The organism is Pseudomonas sp. D1-36 (genome assembly GCF_051132205.1).
Classification (GTDB): domain Bacteria; phylum Pseudomonadota; class Gammaproteobacteria; order Pseudomonadales; family Pseudomonadaceae; genus Aquipseudomonas.
Genome location: NZ_CP071674.1, coordinates 157644 through 180937 on the forward strand (window position 1 = coordinate 157644; position 23294 = coordinate 180937).

Sequence of the window (23294 nt, forward strand, 5' to 3'; positions counted from 1 at the left end):
TGAAGAATTATGGCGTTCCGAAAAATCACCCTTCGCGCGATGCCAGACTTAGCCCGTTAGAGCTTGGCTGGGTTCCTTTGACCCGGCCTCCTGTTTGATGGGCAAGGGGGCACTGCGACCCGGCTGGCCATGTAAGGATGCTGACGAATGCCGCGTACTGTGGGTCCCTTTATTCGATTCGGTTTGCGCCCGTTGTTTCGCGTCGCGCTGTGCAGCCAGTTGTGCTTGCCGCTGGCGGCGTTTGCCGATGCCGCCTATGACCAAATGGTGCTTGATGCCCGTTCGGGCGATTACACGCCCGCACTGGCCGTGTTGCGCCAAGTTCCGGCGGGGCAGGCCAGTACCGCGCAAATCAGCGATCACTTGCAGATCGCCAGCTGGGCTGGTCTCGATGCCGAGGTGGTGAAGGTCTACGAAACCCAAGGCCGTTACCGCGAGTTACCGGTCCAGGCGCTGACCGCAGCGGCCCGCTCCTATCGCAACCTCCAGCGTTGGGATCCGGCGATTGAGCTGTATCGTCGAGCCCTGGCCATCGAACCACGAAATGCGGACCTGCAACTGGGCCTGGCCCTGACCCAGGCCGACGCCGGCAAACCCGACGAAGCCGTCAGCCGTGCCAAGGTCCTGGTTGCCGCCAAGCCCGAAGATCCGATGCGCCGGTTGGCGTTGGGCTATGCACTGACGCGCGCTGACAATCCCCACGAAGCCCTGTTCCAATACGATCAAGCCTTCATCCGTGCCGGTAGCAACAAGCCTGAAGTCGCGCGCGAATACATTCATGCGCTGCAGCGTGCCAGGTTGCCTGAACCGGCGTTGCGCCTGGCCCGTCTTCAGCCTGGGCTGATCGACCGCGGCGTGCAGCGCCGGCTTGAAGGCGATGTGGCGGCTGAACGGGTGCGTCTGGCGGATATGGCCAGCCGCAGCGAAAAGGAGCGCTTTGTCATCGCTGACCGCGCGTTGGCCGATTACGACAAACTGCTCGCCACCTGGACGCCAGTGGCCGAGGCCCATGAGGACGTGCTGCGGTGGCGAATCGACCGCATGGGAGCCCTCAACGCCCGCGCTCGCCGGGCAGAGGTGATCGCCGAATACCAGAAGCTGGTCGCTGAAGGTATCAGCATTCCGACTTATGCCTTGCGCTGGGTGGCCTCTTCTTATCTTGAGCAACGTGAGCCGGAAATAGCCGTCGAGCTGTACCGCCGTGTACTGACCGCGCCGGATGCCGACCCTGCGGACCGTTTCGAAGACAGCACCGCGCTCTACTACGCCTTGCTGGAAAGCGAAAAGTCCGAAGAGGCCCGCGCGCTGGCCGAAGATCTGGCTAAATCACAGCCGTCTCGGGTGGAGCTCAAGGGATTGCCAATCGGTAACCCCAACGACGAGTGGATGGATGCGCAGATGCTTGCCGCTCAAGCAGGCACTTATGGCGCTGACCTGCCCTCCGCCGAAACGCGTCTGGAAAGTCTCATCTACCAAGCCCCTGGCCACATCGGCCTGCGCCTGGCCCAGGCCGACCTGTATCAAGCCCGTGACTGGCCGCGGCGTTCAGAAAGCCTGCTCAAGGAAATCGAGACCACGACACCGCGCAATCGCGACCTGGAAGTCGCCCAGGCTCGCGCGGCGATGGACCTGCAGGAATGGCGGCAGATGGACGCGCTTACCGACGACGTGGTCGCCCGTTATCCGGAGAATGCCCACGTCAAACGCCTGCAACGTCAGCGTGAAGTTCATGACATGGCTGAATTGCGCATCGAAGCCTACACCGGCAAAAGCTACGGCGGTGGCAACGGCGATGCCGGCGCGGTGACCGGTAGCCGGGACTTTGGTATCGAAACGTTGCTCTACAGCCCGCCCATTGACGAAGACTGGCGGCTATTCGGCGGTGCCGGCTACGCCACTGGCGACTTTGAGGAAGGCACCGGCCATCATCGCTGGCAGCGCTTGGGCGTGGAGCGGCGTACCCGCGACATGACTCTGGAAGCGGAAGTCTCCAACCACTCGTACGGCTCCGGCGACAAGCAAGGCGCGCGCGTGGCCGTGGCCCGGGACATCAACGATCACTGGCAGTACGGCGGCAGCCTGGATTACCTCTCGGCCGAGACACCGTTGCGAGCTCTCAACAGCGGTATTCGCGCCAATGGCGGGAGCGGTTTCGTCCGCTGGCGCGCCAATGAAAGCCGCGAATGGCGGCTGGCTGTGAGCCCGTCCCATTTCAGCGACGGCAACAATCGCCTGGAGACCCTGCTGACCGGCCGCGAGGGCATCTACAGCGCTCCACGCCTGCAGGTGGAGCTGGGACTGGAAGTGGGTGCCAGCCGCAACAGCGGTTCCGAAGAAGTGCCGTACTTCAATCCGAAGTCGGACTTCAGCGTCATGCCGACCGTGAGCGCCAATCACGTGCTGTACCGCCGTTACGAAACCACTTGGAGCCAGCAATTCCAAGTCGGCGCCGGCACCTACAGCCAGCGCGACTACAACACCGGTGCCATGGGGTTGCTCGGCTACGGCCAACGCTTGCTCTGGAACGATGTGCTCGAAGCCGGGGCCGCGCTGAGCTGGCTCAACCGCCCTTACGACGGCGATCGTGAAAGCGATCTGCGCCTGCTTGTCGATCTCACCTACCGCTTCTAGAAGAGTTTGAAAATGCCCGTCATTTCGCGATTCATCCTTCTGCTGGGAGTCTTGCTGATCAGCGCTTGTGCCCAGCAAGCCCCGGCGTTCGCGCCACCTTCGCAACGGCCGGTCGCGGCGAACGATGCCCCGTGGCCGAAAAACCATGTGCTGGGTATTGCCTACCATGATGTCGAAGACCGCGACCCCGACCAGGGCCTGGTAGCCGTGCGCACTGAGCGCCTGATTGAACAGCTGGCCTGGCTGCGTGAAAACAATTACCAGGCGGTCACGGTCGACCAGATCATCGCTGCCCGCAACGGCGGACCGCAACTGCCGCCGCGTGCGGTGTTGCTGAGTTTCGACGATGGCTACTCAAGCTTCTATACGCGCGTCATGCCGATCTTGCGAGCCTACAACTGGCCGGCAATCCTGGCCCCGGTCGGCAGTTGGGTCGACACGCCGATGAACCAGAATGTGGATTTCGCCGGTGTGCCGCGCAAGCGTTCCGAGTTCCTCACGTGGGAGCAGATTCGCGAGATTTCGAAATCGGGCCTGGTGGAAATCGCGGCCCACACCGACGCCAACCACAAAGGCGTGCTCGCCAATCCCCAAGGAAACCAACAGCCGGCGGCAACTACCCGGCTCTATGATGCCGTGACCGGTCGCTATGAGAGCGAGGCCGATTTCCAGGCGCGTATGCGCAAAGACGTGGCGGCTATTTCAGACAAGATCCGCAAGGTGGTCGGCTACAGCCCGCGTGTCTGGGTGTGGCCTTACGGCGAGGCCGACGGCACCGCATTGCAAGTGATCGGCAGCCAGGGTTACCAGATGGCCCTGACCCTGGAAGATGGCCTCGACAGCCTCGATAACCTGATGAGTGGACCGCGCTTCCTGGTCGCATCCGATCCGGATGGTGCTCACTTCGCCGAAAGTATCGCGTCAGTGCAGACGATCGACCCGATGCGGGTGGTCCACGTCGACCTGGATTACGTCTACGATTCTGACCCCGTGCAGCAGGAGGCCAACGTCGGCAAACTGGTCCAGCGCATCTATGACCTGGGCGCCAACACGGTGTTCTTGCAAGCGTTCGCCGATCCAAAAGGCGATGGTCTGGTCCACTCGCTGTACTTTCCTAACCGCCACCTGCCGGTGCGCGCCGATCTGTTCGACCGCGTTGCATGGCAATTGCGCACCCGGGCCAACGTCAAGGTCTATGCGTGGATGCCGGTACTCAGTTTTGCCCTGGATTCGAAGTTGCCGCGCGTGCAGCGCTGGGATCCGGAGACCGGCAAGACGGGCGTCGCCCCAGACCAATATGTACGCCTGTCGCCGTTCGACCCGAACGTGCGAAAGATCATCGGCGAGATCTACGAGGACATGGCGCGGATGAGCTCGGTGGACGGCGTTCTTTATCATGACGATGCCGTGTTCTCCGACTTCGAGGACGCCGGCCCCGCCGCGATGAAAGTGTACGCCGCCCATGGCTTGCCGCAATCGATCGCTGCCCTGCGCGATGACCCTGCCGCCATGCAGCGTTGGACTCGCTTCAAGAGCCGCTACCTGATCGACTTCACCGCCGAGCTCACCGCCAAGGTCCGGGCGATACGTGGCCCGCAGGTGCGCACGGCGCGCAACATCTTTGCCGAACCGATGCTCAACCCGGAAAGCGAAGCCTGGTTCGCCCAGAACCTTGACGATTTCCTCGCCGCCTACGACTGGACGGCGCCGATGGCCATGCCCCTGATGGAAAAACAGACCCGCGAACAGTCGGGGCCCTGGCTGGAGCGATTGGTGGAAACCATCAAGGCTCGCCCCGGTGCACTCAAGCGCACGGTGTTCGAACTGCAAGCCCGTGATTGGCACAGCAAGCCAGTGGCAGACATCGAGGGCGAACAACTGGCCGACTGGATGGGGCGCCTCAAGCGCCAGGGCGTGACCAGTTTCGGCTACTACCCGGACAATTTCATCGAAGACCAGCCCGCCGTGAAAGCCGTGCGGCCGGCGCTCTCCAACAAGTGGAATCCTTGACATGCTTGACAGACTGCTCGCCGTCCTGGTGCTGGCGATCGTCCTTGGGGTGCCCCTGGGCCTGATCTTCCTGGTTACCGGGCAATTCCTGATGGACTTCGTGTTCTTCTACCCGCTGTTCATGTCCGGCCTATGGATCGCTGGAGGCCTGTATTTCTGGCTGCACTGGGAGCGTCACTGGCCGTGGAAGGACGACACGTTGCCGCCGCCCCTGGCCGGCGAGCCGCTGATCAGCATCCTGGTCCCGTGCTTCAACGAAGGCGACAACGTTGCCGACACGATTCACGCAGCGCTGGGCCAGCATTATCCGAACATTGAAGTCATCGCCATCAACGACGGCTCCAAGGACAACACCGCCGAGGTGCTCGATCGACTGGCCGTCGAAGACCCGCGCTTGCGCGTGCTGCACCTGGCGGAAAACCAGGGCAAGGCCGTGGCCCTGCGTATGGGCGCCATCGCCGCACGCAGTGAATACCTGGTGTGTATCGACGGCGACGCGCTGTTGGCGCCCAACACCTGCGCCTACTTGGTAGCGCCGATGCTTGACAACGCCCGCCTTGGCGCGGTGACCGGCAACCCGCGCATCCGCACCCGTTCGACGTTGGTGGGCCGGGTCCAGGTCGGCGAGTTTTCCTCGATCATCGGTTTGATCAAGCGCACCCAGCGGGTTTTCGGGCGGATCTTTACCGTGTCCGGCGTAATCGTCGCGTTCCGTCGCACGGCCCTGCACCGGGTCGGCTACTGGAGCCCGGACATGATCACCGAGGACATCGACATCAGCTGGAAGCTGCAACTGGACCACTGGAGCATTTTCTACGAGCCACGCGCCCTGTGCTGGATCCTCATGCCCGAAACCTTGCGGGGCCTGTGGCGGCAGCGGCTGCGTTGGGCCCAGGGTGGCGCCGAGGTGCTGTTCAAGAACATCCGCGGCATCTGGCAATACCGTCACCGCTACCTGTGGCCGCTGCTGTTCGAATACTGCCTGTCCACCGGTTGGGCGTTCACCTTCCTGCTGTCAGTGATCTTCTGGGGAGCCGGTAAATTCGTCGAGATGCCAGCCGCCATCGCCGTGGACCACTTGATGCCGCCGGCTTTCACCGGCCTGTTGCTGGCGGTGGTGTGCCTGATGCAATTCGCGGTGAGCATTCTGATCGACCGTCGCTACGAAAAGGGCCTGTGGCACATCATGTTCTGGGTGGTCTGGTACCCCCTGGTGTTCTGGCTGATCAGTTTGTTCACCACGCTGGTGAGTTTCCCCAAGGTGCTGTTCGGACAGCATCAGAAACGCGCGCGCTGGATCAGCCCGGATCGCGGGATCAAACCGTTCGATGACGAAGAAGAGGAAGTGATCCGATGAAAATTATCAGGACCCGCCAGCGGCCTTTTCTGGTGATCATCGACGTGCTCTTTACGGTACTGGCGTGGGTTGGACTGTTGTACCTGCTGGTGAACGGTCTGTGGCCGCTGTTTGACAGCCACGCGGGCCCGCGTCTGGGCGGTTCATTGTTCGACACCCTGGGGACGTTGCAGATCTACGGCTGGATCGCGTTGGTCAACGCAATCATCCTGATCAGCTGGGCGCGCTATCAACAGCGCAAGAGCCGTAGCTTCGCCCAGCGTAGGCTGCCAAGGCCCGCAGTGGACGACCAGGGGCTGAGTGCCAGTTTCAAATTGACTGGCGAACGTCTGGAAACGCTGCGCCAGCCAGGTTCGAAGATCATCCATAACAATCAGGACGGCGATATCAGCCACGTCGTGCCGCATTTCCACTTGTTGGGCCCGGACTTGCAACCGCCGCCCCTGGCGCCGCTGGAGCGACCGCAGATCATTCATCTGCCGGCGGATCATTCGGCGTAAGCGCAGCGGTGCTGCTTCATTGTGGGAGCAAGCTCGCTCCCACAGGCTTTGTGGCGTCTGCAAAGACAAGCTACATCGAAAAATCCCGGACCAGCCGCCAAGCTTCATCCACAGGCAGCGGTTGTTTCATGCGCTGGGCCAGTGCCGCCATCGCCCGGCCTTCATCGCAGGCCACGACCGCCACGACCAGGCCGTCCTTGCCGAGCAGCGCGATAAAGGGCGGATGCTCGGGCGTGCCCTTGAATTGCACTTCGTCCCATTCCTCGGCATGGCCCAGATAGTCGTAGCGTTTGCCGAAGTGATAGGTCCAGAAGAACGGCACGTCCAGGTAATGTTCTTCACCACCGAGCATGTTCGTCGCGGCGATGCGGGCCTGTTGCTGGGCCAGCCGCCAATGTTCGATGCGCTGGGGCTGGCCGTTGAGGGGGAAGGTCGCGATATCACCCACGGCCCAGACGCCGTCGGCCACGCGCATGCCGTCGTCGACAATCAACGATTGGTCTTTCTCCCGTGGCAGGTTGGCGAACGGCTCCGTGGCCGGGCGCACGCCGACGCCGACGATGACCAGGTCCGCCTCAAAGCGTTGGCCGTTATCCAGCACCACGGTGTGTACTTTGCCCGTACCCTCGATCCGCGCTGCTTCGCCGTCGGTGTGATACACCACGCCATTGGCCCGGTGCCGAGCCAGGATCGCCTTGCCGATACTGTCGCCGAACTGCGCCGCGAACGGCACTGGGTGACGAGCCAGGACGGTGACGCTGAGTTCGCGTTTGCGCAGGGAGGAGGCGACCTCCATCGCAATGAAACTGTCGCCGATGATCACGGCTCGTTGCCCCGGCTGCGCATGTTCGAGAATCCGCCGTGTATCGGCCAAGGAGCGCAGCATCAGGACTTGCGGCAAGTCGATACCGGGCAGATCCAGCGTCTTGGGTTCGCCGCCAGTGGCAATCAACAGGGCGTCGTAACCCAGTGATTGACCGTCGGCGAGGCGGATCCGACGCGCATTGACATCAAGGCCGGTCACTTGGCCGTGGCGCCGTTCGATGCGTTGTTGGCTGAAATAAGTTTCATCGCGCAGAGGCGGAGTTTCGTCCGCAGCCATGTCGCCAGCCAGTACATATTTGCTTAACACCGTCCGGTCGTAGCCGGCCTCGGCCTCGCGGTCGATCAGCTGGATCCGGCCGCCGAAACCCTTCTCGCGCAACGCCGCCGCGCATGCCGTGCCCGCCGCGCCGGCGCCGACGATGACAAACGTGCGCGGGTCATCGGCGGGGGGGACTTTTTCGGCCGGCAGTGGTTGGTCATCGACCCAGACTTCTTCGCCTCGCACCTCGACGTGGTAACGCTCCAGGCTGTCGAGGGCCGGCGGCTCGCACAGGGCGCCGTCTTCAGCGCGAAACGCCGCTTTGTGCCAGGGGCAGATCAGCCTTCCGTGGCATACGGCGCCCTTGGCCAAAGGCGCCCCGGCGTGCGGGCACTTGCCTTGGAACGCCCGCACTTGCCCTCCAGCCCGTAACAGCAGGATGGGCGCGTCGTTGAGGGTCACTTCGAGGCCGCGATCTTCTCGCACATCAGCGAGGCGGGCGACTTGATGCATGGGCATGGTCGTTCTCCGGCAGGCGTTTCCCGTTGGAGTCGAGGGATTGGAACGAGGTTCAGCGTAATTGTCACTGCAACCGGGGCGGCGCTGCGGCTATAGTTCGCAGGCCGTCGTTGGCCTGAACCGCATTCAAGGTGCCCGGTATGACCCGATTGACTTCCTTTTCCTCCTGGCTCGCGGCCGTCACCCTCGTGCTGTGCGCACAGGGAGTCCAGGCCGAAGAGCGTTTTACCCTGAGCATTCCCGGCGTGTCGGACGACCGCCTCTTCACCGCAGCGGCCGCCAGCGACGCCAACCAATGTGGCGGCAAGAATATTTCCCCGGCCCTGAGCTGGAATGCCGGCCCGCCTGGCACCCTCAGCTACGCCATCGTCATGCTCGACCCCGACGGCCAGCGTGGACAAGGCGTAGATCATTGGGTCCATTATGGAATCAAGGCCAGCACCCGACAGATTCCGACAGGCGCGGGCACCAAATCCACGCTTGAGGGCATGAGCGGCATCAACAGCAAAAACACCCACGGCTACATCGGACCGTGCCCGCCCGTGGGTGACAGCGCCCACCATTACCTGATCCAGATTTTCGCCCTGGACCTGCCGCCCGACGCCCTGCCTGCCGGCCTCACACGGGCCCAATTGATGGAAAAACTCAAGGGTCACGTCCTGCGCAACAGCAGCGTGGTGCGCCGCTATCACCGTTGACCGGGCCTCGGCTCCGGGCGAGCAAGCATGCACCCGCGGGGTTGCCCGGCAGCCCCAATCGTCACGTAAGTTGGCATCGTGCGCTAAAAACGAGCACTATCGAGCCCCTGTTCATTCATGCGGAGGATGGCGATGACGCAGAAAACCGACGGCATCGCCCGCCTCAAGAATTGCCCCACCAAGGGCGACGAAATACGCCGGGCCATCGCCCAGAGCCGCAAGGATTTCTTGCCAGCTGACGAGGCCGCGGACGCCGAGCCAGGCCAATCGTCGGTGCAGCCCGCGGACAAGGGGCCCGCTGCCTGAACCGTCGCCTTCTTCCAATTCTTTTTCAAACTTGCCTATGACTGCCACCACTCATTTGCCAGACGCCCGGTTCAACCGATCCGACTACAGGACCCTGGGCCTCGCCGCCCTTGGCGGTGCGCTGGAAATCTACGATTTCATCATTTTTGTCTTCTTCGCCCTGACCCTCAGCCAGCTGTTTTTCCCACCGGAAATGCCCGAGTGGCTGCGCTTGCTGCAAAGCTTCGGAATTTTCGCCACCGGCTATCTGGCACGGCCCTTGGGCGGGATTCTCATGGCGCACTTTGCCGATCGCCTGGGGCGCAAGCGGGTGTTCAGCCTGAGCATTGTCATGATGGCATTGCCCTGCCTGCTCATCGGCGTGATGCCGACGTACGCGCAAATCGGTTATTTCGCCCCGTTGCTGTTGCTGGCGCTGCGTATCCTGCAAGGCGCGGCGGTCGGCGGGGAAGTGCCCAGCGCCTGGGTCTTCGTCGCTGAACATGCGCCACTGAAACATCGAGGTTATGCCTTGGGCTTTCTCCAGGCGGGCCTGACCTTCGGCTATCTGCTTGGCGCCCTGACCGCCACGGCGCTGGCGCGGATTTATACCCCGGCGGAAATCCTTGACTACGCGTGGCGCCTGCCATTCCTGCTGGGCGGGGTATTCGGTGTGATTGGCGTCTGGCTGCGCCGCTGGCTGAGCGAAACGCCGATCTTCATGGCGCTGCAAGCCAATCGCGAAGGCGCGGCGGAATTGCCGCTGCGCACGGTCCTGCGCGACCATCGCCACGCCTTGCTGCCCGCCGCGATTCTCACCTGCGTGCTGACCTCTGCTGTGGTGGTATTTGTGGTCATCACCCCGACCGTGATGCAGAAGAGCTTCGGCCTGACCCCTGGCCACACTTTCGCCCTGAGCAGCCTCGGCATCGTTTTCCTGAACATCGGCTGCGTCCTGGCCGGCCTCATCGTCGACCGCATCGGCGCCTGGCGCACGGTGATGCTGTATAGCCTGCTGCTGCCCGTGGGCATCGCCGTGCTCTTCGCCAGCCTGATCAGCGGCAGCGCGTGGCTGGGCCTGGCCTACGCTATCGCCGGCTTGGGTTGCGGTGTAGTCGGCGCGGTGCCTTCGGTGATGGTGAGCCTGTTTCCGGCAAAAATCCGTGTATCTGGCATCTCGTTTACCTACAACATCGCCTACGCGCTGTGGGCGAGCATCACGCCGTTGGTGCTGATTGCTTTGGTGCCGTGGAGTCCTTGGGTGTGCGTGGGGTACTGCGTAGTGATGGGCGCGCTGGGCGTCGGCGCGGCGGCTTATTTTCCGAAACGGCACACGAAGTCTGTCCAGCCCTCGCTGGTGTGCGAATCGTGAGTTAGCGGACAGTGTGCCGACTCAACGGTGCTCGCTTAAACCATTGCGATGGCACGGATCTGCGCCGAGTAACGTCGGTGGTGGACTGAAGGAAACCGTCGTGGCGGTAACCTGAGGGAAAATCGCAAAGGCATCAGGGGCTAAGGAGGGGCTGCGAGCAGTCAGGAAATTATTTCCAAGCGATTAACCCGAACCACGCAGGCCTTACGTCTGACCTTGTGAACGAATCATCCATCCACGAGGTTCAGCCCATGTCCCGCCCACTGTCTTTTATGCGTCCTGCCGCCCAGGGTTTTGCTGTCACCATGCTGGTGACGTTGGCCGGTTGTGGGTTGTCTTCGTCTCACGAAGCGGCCAAGTCAGCCGAGCCGGTGGCCGTGGCGCCCAGTGTTGTACCGCAAGGCGAGATCGCCGAAGTGCGCCAGTCGACGGCCAAGCGCATGCTCATGAAACCGGCACCAATGCCTGCCCCAAGCGTGGCGAACGATGCCGTCGCCGCGGGTTACCGCGCCGAGTCGCGCGAGCAGTACGAAAAGCTGCCGGACAATCCCATCCATAGCGTTGCCGAAACGCCGGTCTCGACCTTCAGCGTGGATGTCGATACCGGCAGCTATGCCAATGTGCGACGTCTGCTCAACCAAGGCAGCCTGCCGCCCGAGGGCGCCGTGCGCTTGGAGGAGATGGTCAACTACTTCTCTTACCATTACGCCTTGCCCACCGATGGTTCGCCGTTTGGCGTGACTACCGAAGTCGCGCCGTCGCCATGGAATCCTCATACCCGTCTGTTGCGCATCGGCATCAAGGCGTCCGACCGCGCCGTGGCGGAGCTGGCCCCGGCCAATCTGGTGTTCCTGGTGGACGTGTCCGGTTCCATGGACCGTCGTGAAGGGCTGCCGCTGGTCAAAAGCACGTTGAAACTGCTGGTGGATCAATTGCGCGATCAGGACCGCGTATCGCTGGTGGTTTATGCCGGCGAATCCCGCGTGGTGCTCAAGCCCACTCCGGGCAGCGACAAAGTGAAGATCCGCAACGCCATCGATCAGCTGAACGCTGGCGGTTCAACCGCGGGGGCCTCGGGCATCGAACTGGCCTATCAAATGGCCCGGGAAAGCTTCATCGACAAGGGCATCAACCGCATCCTGCTGGCCACCGACGGTGACTTCAACGTCGGCATCAGTGATTTCGACAGCCTCAAGCAGATGGCGGTGGATCAGCGTAAAAGTGGCGTATCCCTGACAACGCTAGGCTTTGGTGTGGATAACTACAACGAACACCTGATGGAGCAATTGGCTGACGCCGGCGATGGTAACTACGCCTATATCGACAACTTGCTCGAAGCCCGCAAGGTCCTGGTGGATCAGCTCAGTTCGACGCTTGCGGTAGTGGCGCGGGACGTGAAGTTGCAGGTGGAGTTCAACCCGGCCCAGGTCAGCGAATATCGCTTGCTGGGTTATGAAAACCGCGCATTGAAACGTGAGGATTTCAACAATGACAAAGTCGACGCGGGCGAGATTGGCGCAGGGCACACGGTGACGGCGTTGTACGAAATTGTTCCGAAGGGGGAGAAGGGCTGGCTGGAGCCGCTGCGTTATGGCAACGCATCGAAGTCGGATGGCAAGGCCGGCGAACTGGCCATGTTACGTGTACGCTACAAACCGGCCGAGGGCGGCAACAGTCGCTTGATCGAGCATCCAATCGCCAGCGCGCAAAGCGAAAAACAACCCAGCGATGACCTGCGCTTCGCGGCGTCCGTGGCGGCCTTCGCCCAGCAACTCAAGGGCGATGGACGCTACACAGGCGCGATGAGCCTGAAGGACACCGCACAACTGGCGCGGTCGGCCCGTGGCGATGACCCGTTCGGGTTGCGCGCCGAGTTTGTGCAGTTGGTGGAGCTTGCGCAGAGCCTTGAACCTGCGGCCAGGCGCTGATCCCGAGCGCAACGGGGATCAAAAATGTGTGGGAGCGAGCTTGCTCCCACAGGGTTCCCTTGTTGTCTGCCAGGACTGTGTTGCAATGACCAGAAAGGAGTTCGTCACCGACATGCCCGCTGCGCTTGATTCACCCAGCGACGAATCGCTGCTGGCCCGCTACCGAGATGGCGACGGGGCTTGTTTCGAAGCCCTGTATGCCCGCCATCGCCAAGGGCTTTATCGGTTCCTCGTGTCCTTGAGCAACAAGGCCGAACTGGCCGAGGAAATCTTCCAGGACACCTGGCTCAGCCTGATTCGCAGCACGACCCAGCCACAAGGACGGGCGAGTTTTCGTACATGGCTGTTCCAGATTGCCCGCAACCGCTTGATTGACCACTGGCGCAAGCATGGCGTCCACAACCCGTTGCACGACAGTTATGACGAGCAACTGCATGTCCAGCCCGACGACACCGGCGGCCCCGAGCAACAACTGAGCCTGAGTCGCGACCAGGCGCGTCTCGACGCCGCGTTGCAGGCCTTGCCCGAGGATCAGCGGGAAATCTTCCTGCTGCGTCTGCATGGCGACCTGGAACTGCCGCAGATCGCCGCACTGACCGGCGCCCCACTGGAAACGGTGAAAAGCCGCTTGCGTTACGCCCAACAGAAATTGCACCGGCTGTTGGCCGAGGAGGTACCCGCATGATCGACCCCAAACACGCTCCGGATGCAGACGACAAAATATTGATCGAGCATTTGCGTCAGCACGCCAGCGGCGAACCGCCGGCCTCGCTAGACGCCTTTATCCTGGCCACCGCCCGACGCGAAGCTCCGGCGCCCGTGCCAAGCCTGTGGCAGCGCTGGTTGCAAGCTTGTCAGCGGCCACGTTGGCAGATGGCATTCGCCACGGTCGCCGGTGTGGCGCTGATGATCGGCCTGGCGCTGCGCTCACCCCTGCCTCACGATGAGTTGGCCGCACCCGCGTCGATCGAGTTTTCTGCCGACCAGCAAAAGTCAGCCGTCGCCGCCGCAGCACCGCCGGCCATGCCCGCCCCGGCCCCGATCGCCCGCATGGCGCCCCAGGGCGAGCTGGCCCGAGCCCCGGCCAGCCCTGTGCAATTGTTGGCGGAAAAGCCAGCGACGAAAATGAGCAAATCCGCACCCGCGGCACTGCCATCGCTGGAGCAGGGCTTGATGGAAATCCTGCAATTGCGGCAGGCAGGAGATAGCAAGGCCGCTGATGAAAAACTGCTGGCGCTGCACAAACGTTTTCCCAAGGAGGACTTGCCGGCGCGGTTGGAGGCTTTGCGTGAGCGTTGAGAAGATGCCAGCCCCCTCGCCACGGGCAGCAAAAACAAAAAACCCGCACGGGGCGGGTTTTTTGAAGCTCGTAGACTGTCCGGGACAGGTCTAGCTTTTGGTATGGCGCACCAGGCGGGATTCGAACCCACGACCCCTGCCTTCGGAGGGCAGTACTCTATCCAGCTGAGCTACTGGTGCAACGCGGGCGCCATGATACTCATAAGCATGGCGGGCGTCCATGCTGCTGATTTGCCGTTTGTTTCTGCCTCGCTCGGCGGCTGTTGGCTACGCTGATCAGAAAAAACAGGCAAATGCGGCTTTTTCGTTCTTTTTTTCGAACAGCCTATTGTCCTGCAACCCCATCGGCCCTAGGATTCGTTTGAGATTTCAAACGCTCTTGTCTGGGTGCTGAACCGCACGTCTATGCTTATGTGCGTTATTTCTGTGCTTCAGCCCGGTGGATGATTTCCCTGACGGCAGCCCCTAAGGCGCCTTTCTACAAATCTAATTCGCTCCGCGCGCGCGCGGTGCTGTTAAGGAAAGCCGACATGCAGCTTAAAGACACCCAGTTGTTCCGCCAGCAAGCCTTTATCGATGGCGCTTGGGTCGATGCGGACAATGGTCAGACGATCAAGGTCACCAACCCGGCTACGGGCGAAGTGCTGGGCACTGTGCCAAAGATGGGCGCTGCCGAAACCCGTCGTGCGATCGAAGCCGCCGACAAGGCGCTGCCGGCCTGGCGTGCGTTGACCGCCAAGGAGCGCGCCAACAAGCTGCGTCGCTGGTACGAATTGCTGATTGAAAACCAGGACGATCTCGGTCGCCTGATGACCCTTGAACAGGGTAAGCCGCTGGCCGAAGCCAAGGGCGAAATCGCTTACGCCGCCTCCTTTATCGAATGGTTCGCCGAAGAAGCCAAGCGCATCTACGGTGACGTGATTCCCGGCCACCAGCCCGACAAACGCCTGATCGTGATCAAGCAGCCGATCGGCGTGACCGCTGCCATTACTCCATGGAACTTCCCGGCTGCGATGATCACCCGCAAGGCCGGCCCGGCCCTGGCCGCCGGTTGCACCATGGTCATCAAGCCCGCTTCGCAAACCCCTTTCTCGGCCCTGGCCCTGGTTGAACTGGCGCACCGTGCCGGCATTCCGCAAGGCGTGCTGAGCGTGGTTACCGGCAGCGCAGGCGATATCGGCGGCGAGCTGACCAGCAACCCAATCGTGCGCAAGCTGTCTTTCACTGGCTCGACCGAGATCGGCCGCCAGTTGATGGCCGAATGTGCCAAGGACATCAAGAAGGTTTCCCTGGAACTGGGCGGCAACGCGCCATTCATCGTGTTTGACGACGCGGACCTGGATAAGGCTGTCGAGGGCGCGATCATTTCCAAATACCGTAACAACGGCCAGACCTGCGTCTGCGCCAACCGCCTGTACATCCAGGATTCGGTGTACGACGCGTTTGCCGAGAAACTCAAGGCAGCGGTTGCCAAGCTCAAGATCGGCAATGGCCTGGAAGACGGCACCACCACCGGCCCGTTGATCGACGAGAAAGCGGTCGCCAAGGTTCAGGAGCACATCGCCGATGCCGTTGGCAAAGGCGCGACCGTGCTGGCGGGCGGCAAGCAGATGGAAGGCAACTTCTTCGAGCCGACCATCCTGACCAACGTGCCGAAAACCGCCGCCGTGGCGAAGGAAGAAACCTTCGGCCCGCTGGCGCCGCTGTTCCGCTTCAAAGACGAAGCCGAAGTGATCGCGATGTCCAACGACACCGAGTTCGGCCTGGCCTCGTACTTCTATGCCCGCGATCTGGGCCGTGTGTTCCGTGTGGCCGAAGCCCTGGAATACGGAATGGTCGGCGTCAACACCGGGTTGATCTCCAATGAAGTCGCGCCGTTCGGCGGCATCAAAGCTTCGGGCCTGGGCCGTGAAGGCTCCAAGTACGGCATCGAGGACTACCTGGAAATCAAATACCTCTGCCTGGGTATCTGATCCCGCTTCAAGCGCGAAGGGCACGAGAGCGCTGCCCCTTTGCGCGTTTCACCCGTTCTGTTTCTTGTGGCCGGAACGCTGCGGCAGTCGATCATCGCATGCTGCCGCAGTTGTCTCCCCGCCATGTATTCCTTGAGACACGCCGCCCTGAGCTGCGAATGAGGACTGTAAATGAGCAAGACTAACGCTGACTTGATGGCCCGCCGTACCGCCGCTGTTCCCCGTGGCGTCGGCCAGATCCACCCGATCTTCGCCGAATCGGCAAAGAACGCTACCGTAACGGACGTTGAAGGTCGCGAATTCATCGACTTCGCCGGCGGCATCGCCGTGCTGAACACCGGCCACGTGCATCCGAAAATCATCGCCGCCGTGACCGAGCAGCTGAACAAGCTGACCCACACCTGTTTCCAGGTCCTGGCCTACGAGCCGTACGTGGAACTGTGCGAAAAAATCAACGCCAAGGTTCCTGGTGACTTCGCAAAGAAAACCTTGCTGGTCACCACTGGTTCCGAAGCGGTGGAAAATGCCGTGAAAATCGCCCGCGCCGCCACTGGCCGTGCCGGTGTGATCGCGTTCACCGGCGCTTACCACGGTCGTACCATGATGACCCTGGGCCTGACCGGTAAAGTCGTACCGTACTCGGCCGGCATGGGCCTGATGCCCGGCGGTATCTTCCGCGCGCTTTACCCGAACGAATTGCATGGTGTGAGCATCGACGACTCCATCGCCAGCATCGAGCGCATCTTCAAGAACGATGCCGAGCCACGCGACATTGCCGCCATCATCATCGAGCCGGTTCAGGGCGAGGGTGGTTTCTATGTGGCGCCGAAAGCGTTCATGAAGCGCCTGCGCGCCTTGTGCGACCAACACGGCATCCTGCTGATCGCTGACGAAGTGCAGACCGGTGCCGGCCGTACCGGAACTTTCTTCGCCATGGAGCAGATGGGCGTTGCCGCCGACCTGACTACCTTCGCCAAGTCCATCGCCGGCGGCTTCCCGTTGGCCGGTGTCTGTGGCAAGGCCGAATACATGGATGCCATTGCACCGGGCGGCCTGGGCGGCACCTACGCGGGTAGCCCGATTGCCTGTGCCGCCGCGCTGGCGGTGATGGAGGTGTTCGAAGAAGAACATCTGCTGGATCGCTGCAAGGCCGTTGGCGAGCGCTTGGTGACCGGCCTCAAGGCCATCCAGAAGAAATACCCGGTCATTGGCGAAGTGCGTGCCCTGGGCGCGATGATTGCCGTGGAGCTGTTCGAAAATGGCGACACCCACAAGCCGAACGCTGCGGCAGTGGCCCAGGTTGTGGCCAAGGCCCGGGACAAGGGCCTGATTCTGCTGTCCTGCGGCACCTACGGCAACGTCCTGCGGGTGCTGGTACCGCTGACCTCGCCGGACGAGCAGTTGGACAAAGGCCTGGCGATCATCGAAGAATGCTTCTCCGAGCTCTGATTTTTACGAGCTCTGATTTTCAAGAGCGCTGAGCTGTGCGCTGATCCACAAAAAACCCGCTTCGGCGGGTTTTTTCATACCCCGAGGAAGGGGGCTGGTGTTGTTGAGCTGTCTGGAACGGCCGCGATTGTCTAAGGTGCATGTATTGCAAGGGAGTGATACGGCATGACGGCTGTGGATTTACCCGCTGGACCGCGCGTATTGATTGCCGAGGCCGATCCAGCGTCTAGAGAATTGCTGGAGCAAGCGGTGTCAGAGGTGCGTTGCGACGCCCGGGTGCAGACCTGTGGCGAAGGAAAGCAGGCGCTGGAGCTGCTGGCCCAAGACCCATACGACTTGGTCATCGCCGACTGGGAACTGCCGGGCGTCGATGGCTTGAGCATCTTGCGCGGTTTGCGTCAGCAGCGCCGCTCCCCCGTGTTGCCATTCATCCTGGTGAGCCAGCGCAACGACAGCGCCAGCGTGCGGGAGGTATTGCCGCTGGCGCCGGCGGCGTACCTGACCAAACCCTTGAACCGGGAAAACCTGACCCAGCGCCTGCAAGGGCTGCTCTTGAGTGGTGAAGACACCTCCAATGCCGCGCCCATCCCAGGACCAGCGCTGACATTGGCGACTTTCCTGGAGCGTCGACGGGATCTGGCCGAAGGCGCGCCGTTGATGACCGATGTGCAAGTGGCGATCAAGCGTAGCCTCAATCCCGGTGGGCTGGATCTGAAACTGCTGGAAGATGAGATCCGCACCGACCCGCAGATCACCGCAGTGCTGATCGCCGCGGCCAACAGTGCTGCCCAGCACCAGGGCGGCGGCCCCGTACAGACCGTAGCCCAGGCGTTGCACCAGCTCGGTACCGGGCAAAGCATGAATCTGATTCTCGGCCTGACGCTCAAGCGCTGTGCCCGGCTGAGTGTCCCTTGCCTGGCGGACTATGCCGAACGGTATTGGGAATTGTCGCTGCACACCGCCGAGTACGCCCGGACCATGGCCCGCCTGCTCGACTTGGATCAGGAGCGCTGCTATTGCGCCGGCCTGTTGCATCGCTTGGGCGACTTGGCGCTGTTGCGCTGTCTGGAAGAGTGGAAGCAAGCCGGTGGTGAGCTGGATGAGCCCGAGGAGGTCGGGGATTCGCTCGAAGCGTTCGGCGCTGGCTTCGGCTCGGCACTGCGCGCCCGCTGGCGGCTGCCGCTGGAGCTGCGGGAATTGATCGCAGCGGTCTATGGCTTGGGTGGCGGGGTCTATTCCCGCGAGGCGCTGGTGATGAACATGGCCGCGCAACTGGCCCATCTGCCATCCCAGCAAGGCCTGGAAGAACTGGCTCGGGGCCGCACGGCGCGATTGTTGAAGATCGGGCTGCCGGAATTGATGCGGCTGCGCCGTCAGTAAAACCAGTGCTTAACCCTGTGGGAGCGAGGGGTGAAGTCTGATCAAACTGCGATGATGCGGTTCTTCCCCTGACGCTTGGCCTCGTACATGGCCGCGTCGGCGCGGGAGAACAGGCTGTCGAGGGTCTGGTCTTCGGCGGTGATACCGGTCAGGCCCTGGCTGACGGTGATGCCGAAGTTTTGCTCGCCACAGCGGAACGCCAGGCGTTGAATTTCCCGTTGCAGGCGTTCAGCGACCTGCAGCGCCATGTCCGGTGGGCAGCCTGGAAACACAGCGGCGAACTCTTCACCGCCGATCCGCCCGAACAAGTCACCGCGCCTGAGCACGCTGCGTCCGCTCTCTGCGATCTTCTGCAATACCGTATCGCCTTCTTGATGGCCGTAGGTATCGTTGATCAACTTGAAATCATCGATGTCGAGCAGCAGGAACGCCATGGGGGTGCCTTGCAACCGTGCCTGCTCAAATTCACGATGGGCGCATTCGAAGAAGTGGCGGCGGTTGCTGCTCTGGGTCAGTACGTCGGTGGTCGCCAGGCGCTGAAGTTCGCTTTCGAGCAGCTTTTTCTCGGTGATGTCTTCGGCAATGCCGACGACGATCACCGGTTGGCCCGGATCAGCCTGACGGTTGATGAAGCATTTGTCGCTGAGCCAACGAATCTGGCCATCGGCGGCGATGATCCGGTACTCGCGATCTTCGACGGCGCCTTTGACCAGCACTTCCGCCAGGCTGCGCTCGGCGTAGTCCAGGTCGTCCGGGTAGATGGCGTCGCGCCATTCGTTGTAGTCGGCCAGCACCAGGCCCGCAGGCCGGCCGAAAATCCGCTCGTAAGCCGGGCTGACGTACAGTACTTGCCGGGTTTCCCAATTGAATGCCCACAGCACCGCGTTGACGCTGACCAACAGCGAACTGAACAGCTGCTCCCGCTCGCTCAGGCGCGCAACTTCGCCCTGGGCGTGCATCAGCGCCATGAGTGTCTGGGCCGCTTCGGGCCAATGCGGCTGGGATGAATCCTGTAGGTTCTTATCGACCATCGGCACAAATCTCAAGGAACGTGCATTGCTATGGATTTGCACGCGCTCACTCCAAAGCCCGCCAGGATGGCGAAGTGCTCTTGAGATATGGGATTGCTGGCGAAGTTCCTTTTCAGGCGACGAAGGGCGGGGGGATGACGGCTCCCAACCTGTGGCGAGGGGATTTATCCCCGTTGGGCTGCGCAGCAGCCCTGAGACCAGTTGCCTCGGTGTGTCAGAAATAACTACATCGCTGTCTTGGGGCTGCTGCGCAACCCAGCGGGGATGAATCCCCTCGCCACAACAACCTCCCCGCCGCGCACATCGGTGTCAGGCCGTGGCAGGGCGCAGCGAATAGGTCTTGAGCTGGTCGGCGAAGTCGCGCAGGGACTGGATGCCACTGGCTTCCGCTTCGTGGACCCATTCCTTGATGGCGGCGAGCATGTCGTGGCCGTTGCTGCTGGTCTTGACCCAGATCTGCTGCAAGGCCAGGCGTTTTTCGTAGATCACCTTCAGCGCCTGGCTATGCTCCAGCATGTTCTGGATACGCACATGGTGGCGGTCATCCAACAGGCTGGTTTCCCGGGACAGCAGGCGTTTGGCCCGATGGAACTGATGGCGGACCGAGTGATCGACCTTTTCCAGTTCCTGCTTGACCAGCGGCGCGATGACCAGCCGGCGATACTGGGCCATGATCTGGAAACGGTTGTTGAGGATCGCCATGGCGGTGTCCATGTCCAGATGGCCCTTGCCTTCGACCCGGTGGGCAATCGGCGCGACCCGCTGAACCTTCGCCAGGCGCAGGAAGCTGAAGACCTTGATCCAGGCCCAGCCCAGGTCGAATTCCCATTTGCGCACCGACAGCTTGGCCGAGTTGGGGTAGGTGTGGTGGTTGTTGTGCAGTTCTTCGCCGCCGATGAGGATGCCCCATGGCACCAGGTTGGTCGCCGCGTCGCGGCACTCGAAGTTGCGATAGCCCACGGCATGGCCCAGGCCATTGACCACGCCAGCGGCCCAGACAGGAATCCACATCATCTGGATGGCCCAGATGGTGATGCCGATGGTGCCGAAAAGCAGCAGGTCGATGACGCCCATGATCGCTACGCCCAACAACGGGAAACGGCTATAGAGGTTGCGTTCGATCCAGTCGTCGGGGCAATTCTTGCCGTAGATGCGCAGGGTTTCCAGGTTTTGCGCCTCGGCGCGGTACAGCTCGGCGCCTTTGCGCAGCACCGTGGACAAGCCTTTGACGACCGGGCTGTGAGGGTCATCCTCGGTTTCGCATTTGGCGTGGTGCTTGCGGTGGATGGCCGTCCACTCGCGGGTGTTCTGCGCCGTGGTCAGCCACAGCCAGAAGCGGAAGAAATGTTTGAGACCGGCGTTCAGTTCCAGGGAACGGTGAGCCGAATAACGGTGCAGGTAGACCGTGACGCTGATGATCGTCACGTGGGTCATCAGCAGGGTGACTGCCACCAGCGACCAGGGCGACAAGCCAAGAAAACCTTCGTACCACATAGGCTGTAGGGCCCTCGATAAAAATAGAAACTGCCGTTGCATTATCACCAGCCCGAGGGAGAAAACCAGTCGGCCTTTCAGATAAGAGTGGCAGGATGTTTCTTACTTTATAATCCCCGCAAATTACAGGGACATGGACGGCCGCATGACCAACTCTCAACGCACCGCCATGCGCGGGGCATTGATTTACCTTCTGCTATCCGTTGCCTGGCTGCAGCTGGTTGGTTATTTACTGAGCAGTTTCTTCGATGATTCCGCCGACCGGCTTCGCTGGCAACTGATCAACGGTTATGCCTGGGCGCTGGTCAGCGCCGTGCTGATTTTCATGGCTCGGGTGCGCATCGCGCGTGGTTTGCTCAGGGGCGAGGGCACTGTCGATCGTGAGCGATTGCGCCAGGCCGCCGCTGTCTTCGATTGCACCCGCGAAGGGGTCCTGGTCACGGACCGTCAAGGCCTGATCGTGCATGTCAATCCAGCGTTCATGGCGATCACCGGTTACGCCCGCGACGAGGTGCTGGGCCGTCAACCCAACCTGTTCAAGTCCGGCCGGCATGGCCCGGCGTTCTACCGGGAAATGTTCGCTTCGCTGTCCAGCCGTGGCGAATGGAGCGGCGAAATCTGGAACCGCCGCAAAAGCGGAGAGATTTATCCGCAATGGCAGACCATCCGTGCCGTTGTCGATGACGAGGGCGAAGTCAGTCAATACGTGGCGGTGTTTTCCGACATCAGTGCAATCAAGGATTCGGAGCATGAGCTGGCGCACCTGGCCCATCACGACCCGCTGACCGGCCTGCCCAATCGCCTGCTTTTTTGCGACCGCACCGAGCAAACCGTGGCTTCGGCGCAGCTTCACAAGCGTGGGTGCGCGCTGCTGCTGTTGGATCTCGACCACTTCAAGAACATCAACGATAGCCTCGGCCATGCCGTGGGAGATGAATTACTCAAAAGCGTGGCCCAGCGCTTTCTCGGGTTGTTCGCGCCGGGCATCACCCTGGCCCGGCTAGGCGGCGATGAGTTCGCGGTGGTGGTGGAAAATTGTTCTCAGCCAGGGCAGGCGGCGGCCTTGGCCAGGCGCATCCTTGATGTATTGAAAGAGCCTTTGCAGCTCGGCGGACAGTCGCTGTTTATCAACGCCAGCATCGGTATCAGCCTGTTTCCCGGCGACGCTCTCAGCGCCGAGCAATTGCTGCGCAACGCCGATTCGGCACTGTTCAAGGCCAAGAGCAGTGGGCGCGATGGGTATGCCTTGTATACCGAAGAACTCACCACCCATGCCCAACAGCGGGTGGAGATCGGGTTCGAGCTGCGACGCGCGCTACAGCAAGACGAACTGCGTGTGCATTACCAACCGGTACACGACCTGGCGACCAGCCGTCTGGTCGGGGTCGAGGCCTTGGTACGCTGGGAGCATCCCACGCGTGGGCTGGTGTCGCCGGCCGAGTTCATTCCCATCGCCGAGCGTACGGGGCTGATCGCCCAGATCGATGCCTGGGTCATGAAGCAGGCCTGTCGCCAGATGGGAGAGTGGCAGCAGGCCGGGGTGGTGCTGTCGTTCGTGGCGGTCAATGTCTCCAGCCGCCTGTTCGCACGTCGCGAATTGTATGAGCAAGTCGCCCGCGTGCTGCACGAGACTGGCCTTGACCCGGCCCTGCTCGAATTGGAAGTCACCGAAAGCGCAGTCATGGAAGACCCGGAAGTCGCGCTGGAACAAATGCACCGTTTGCGCGAATTGGGCGTGCGCCTGGCCATCGATGACTTCGGCACGGGTTATTCATCGCTGCTGCGGCTCAAGCGTTTGCCGGTGCAGAAACTGAAGATCGACCAGGGGTTTGTCGCCGGGTTGCCCTGGGATGAAGATGACGCGGCGATCGTTCGCGTGATCATCGCCCTGGCTCACAGCATGGGCATGCAGGTGCATGCCGAGGGCATTGAACAACAGGAGCAAGCGGCGTTTCTGCTGGGCCAGGCGTGTGAGCTGGGGCAGGGATATTGGTTTGGCCGGCCGGTGGCTGCGTCGCAGTTGGATTGGGATCGGGCGCCGGTGATTGCCTGATCACCAGTGGCAGTGATGTTGACTGATACGCCGCCATCGCGAGCAGGCTCGCTCCCACATTGGATTGGCTTTGACCTTGAGATTCGTTTCGACACAGCACTCCAGTGGGAGCGAGCTTGCTCCGGGCGGCGATCCGACGATGGCGTCGGCTCAGCTTGCCTCGATGTCGGTCTATCCCTCAGCGGGCGCCGCCGCCTCCTTCGTCTCCAAATGATAAATCTCCGAGGGTTT

17 protein-coding genes and 1 tRNA gene are annotated in these 23294 nt (G+C 61.9%); 14 read left to right on the forward strand and 4 right to left on the reverse strand.

Annotated elements, in window-relative coordinates; translation table 11 throughout:
- Nucleotides 1-147: 147 nt before the first annotated feature.
- The 4 genes from pgaA to pgaD are packed head-to-tail and all read left to right on the forward strand — an operon-like array spanning nt 148 to nt 6498.
- Nucleotides 148-2631, forward strand: coding sequence for a poly-beta-1,6 N-acetyl-D-glucosamine export porin PgaA (pgaA, locus tag J3P76_RS00775; RefSeq protein ID WP_434608521.1), 2484 nt, complete (start codon nt 148-150; stop codon nt 2629-2631).
- A gap of 12 nt (nt 2632-2643) precedes the next feature.
- The gene (gene pgaB, locus J3P76_RS00780) at nt 2644-4641 is read left to right on the forward strand and encodes a poly-beta-1,6-N-acetyl-D-glucosamine N-deacetylase PgaB (RefSeq protein ID WP_434561350.1); all 1998 of its coding nucleotides are present in this window, start codon (nt 2644-2646) and stop codon (nt 4639-4641) included.
- A gap of 1 nt (nt 4642) precedes the next feature.
- Nucleotides 4643-5998 carry a poly-beta-1,6-N-acetyl-D-glucosamine synthase gene (pgaC, locus tag J3P76_RS00785; RefSeq protein ID WP_420767740.1) on the forward strand — a complete coding sequence of 452 codons (1356 nt, stop codon included), beginning with the start codon at nt 4643-4645 and terminating at the stop codon, nt 5996-5998.
- On the forward strand, nt 5995-6498 hold the full coding sequence (gene pgaD, locus J3P76_RS00790) for a poly-beta-1,6-N-acetyl-D-glucosamine biosynthesis protein PgaD (RefSeq protein ID WP_420767741.1): 504 nt from the start codon (nt 5995-5997) through the stop codon (nt 6496-6498). The genes pgaC and pgaD overlap by 4 nt, the downstream gene beginning before the upstream one ends.
- Before the next feature lie 70 nt (nt 6499-6568).
- On the opposite strand, the gene J3P76_RS00795 is transcribed toward pgaD, so the two are convergent.
- Nucleotides 6569-8101, reverse strand: coding sequence for an FAD-dependent oxidoreductase (locus J3P76_RS00795; protein WP_434701401.1), 1533 nt, complete (start codon nt 8099-8101; stop codon nt 6569-6571).
- A gap of 140 nt (nt 8102-8241) precedes the next feature.
- On the opposite strand from J3P76_RS00795, the gene J3P76_RS00800 reads away from it, so the two are divergent.
- From J3P76_RS00800 to J3P76_RS00825, 6 genes are all read left to right on the forward strand, one after another.
- Nucleotides 8242-8799, forward strand: a complete 558-nt coding sequence (locus tag J3P76_RS00800; RefSeq protein ID WP_420767743.1) for a YbhB/YbcL family Raf kinase inhibitor-like protein — start codon at nt 8242-8244, stop codon at nt 8797-8799.
- 132 nt (nt 8800-8931) lie between these two features.
- Nucleotides 8932-9105 carry a hypothetical protein gene (locus J3P76_RS00805; RefSeq protein ID WP_420767744.1) on the forward strand — a complete coding sequence of 58 codons (174 nt, stop codon included), beginning with the start codon at nt 8932-8934 and terminating at the stop codon, nt 9103-9105.
- 37 nt (nt 9106-9142) lie between these two features.
- Nucleotides 9143-10456 carry an MFS transporter gene (locus tag J3P76_RS00810; RefSeq protein ID WP_434701402.1) on the forward strand — a complete coding sequence of 438 codons (1314 nt, stop codon included), beginning with the start codon at nt 9143-9145 and terminating at the stop codon, nt 10454-10456.
- 251 nt (nt 10457-10707) lie between these two features.
- The gene (locus J3P76_RS00815) at nt 10708-12384 is read left to right on the forward strand and encodes a vWA domain-containing protein (protein WP_434608514.1); all 1677 of its coding nucleotides are present in this window, start codon (nt 10708-10710) and stop codon (nt 12382-12384) included.
- Between the two features lie 112 nt (nt 12385-12496).
- Nucleotides 12497-13069 (forward strand): RNA polymerase sigma factor, encoded by a 573-nt coding sequence (locus tag J3P76_RS00820; RefSeq protein WP_434611686.1) that lies wholly within the window; start codon nt 12497-12499, stop codon nt 13067-13069.
- Nucleotides 13066-13683, forward strand: a complete 618-nt coding sequence (locus tag J3P76_RS00825) for a hypothetical protein (protein WP_434675671.1) — start codon at nt 13066-13068, stop codon at nt 13681-13683. The genes J3P76_RS00820 and J3P76_RS00825 overlap by 4 nt, the downstream gene beginning before the upstream one ends.
- Nucleotides 13684-13786: 103 nt before the next feature.
- On the opposite strand, the gene J3P76_RS00830 is transcribed toward J3P76_RS00825, so the two are convergent.
- Nucleotides 13787-13863: transfer RNA gene (locus tag J3P76_RS00830), tRNA-Arg, on the reverse strand.
- Between the two features lie 350 nt (nt 13864-14213).
- On the opposite strand from J3P76_RS00830, the gene gabD reads away from it, so the two are divergent.
- The 3 genes from gabD to J3P76_RS00845 all read left to right on the forward strand — a co-directional run bounded on the left by gabD (nt 14214) and on the right by J3P76_RS00845 (nt 18485).
- Complete coding sequence (gabD, locus tag J3P76_RS00835) at nt 14214-15656, forward strand: NADP-dependent succinate-semialdehyde dehydrogenase (RefSeq protein WP_420767748.1); 1443 nt, start codon at nt 14214-14216, stop codon at nt 15654-15656.
- A gap of 171 nt (nt 15657-15827) precedes the next feature.
- Entirely contained in the window at nt 15828-17105 is a 1278-nt protein-coding gene (gene gabT, locus J3P76_RS00840) for a 4-aminobutyrate--2-oxoglutarate transaminase (protein ID WP_434675689.1), read from the forward strand.
- 165 nt (nt 17106-17270) lie between these two features.
- The gene (locus tag J3P76_RS00845; RefSeq protein WP_434649374.1) at nt 17271-18485 is read left to right on the forward strand and encodes an HDOD domain-containing protein; all 1215 of its coding nucleotides are present in this window, start codon (nt 17271-17273) and stop codon (nt 18483-18485) included.
- Nucleotides 18486-18526: 41 nt separating this feature from the next.
- On the opposite strand, the gene J3P76_RS00850 is transcribed toward J3P76_RS00845, so the two are convergent.
- Complete coding sequence (locus tag J3P76_RS00850; RefSeq protein ID WP_420767751.1) at nt 18527-19516, reverse strand: GGDEF domain-containing protein; 990 nt, start codon at nt 19514-19516, stop codon at nt 18527-18529.
- A 309-nt stretch (nt 19517-19825) separates the two neighbouring features.
- Nucleotides 19826-21010, reverse strand: a complete 1185-nt coding sequence (gene desA / locus J3P76_RS00855; RefSeq protein ID WP_434608469.1) for a delta-9 fatty acid desaturase DesA — start codon at nt 21008-21010, stop codon at nt 19826-19828.
- Between the two features lie 145 nt (nt 21011-21155).
- Between desA and dibA the strand changes: the two genes are divergently transcribed.
- Nucleotides 21156-23063: a phosphodiesterase DibA gene (gene dibA, locus J3P76_RS00860; RefSeq protein ID WP_434675690.1), complete on the forward strand. Its 1908-nt coding sequence runs from the start codon at nt 21156-21158 to the stop codon at nt 23061-23063.
- The last annotated feature ends 231 nt before the right edge of the window (nt 23064-23294 follow it).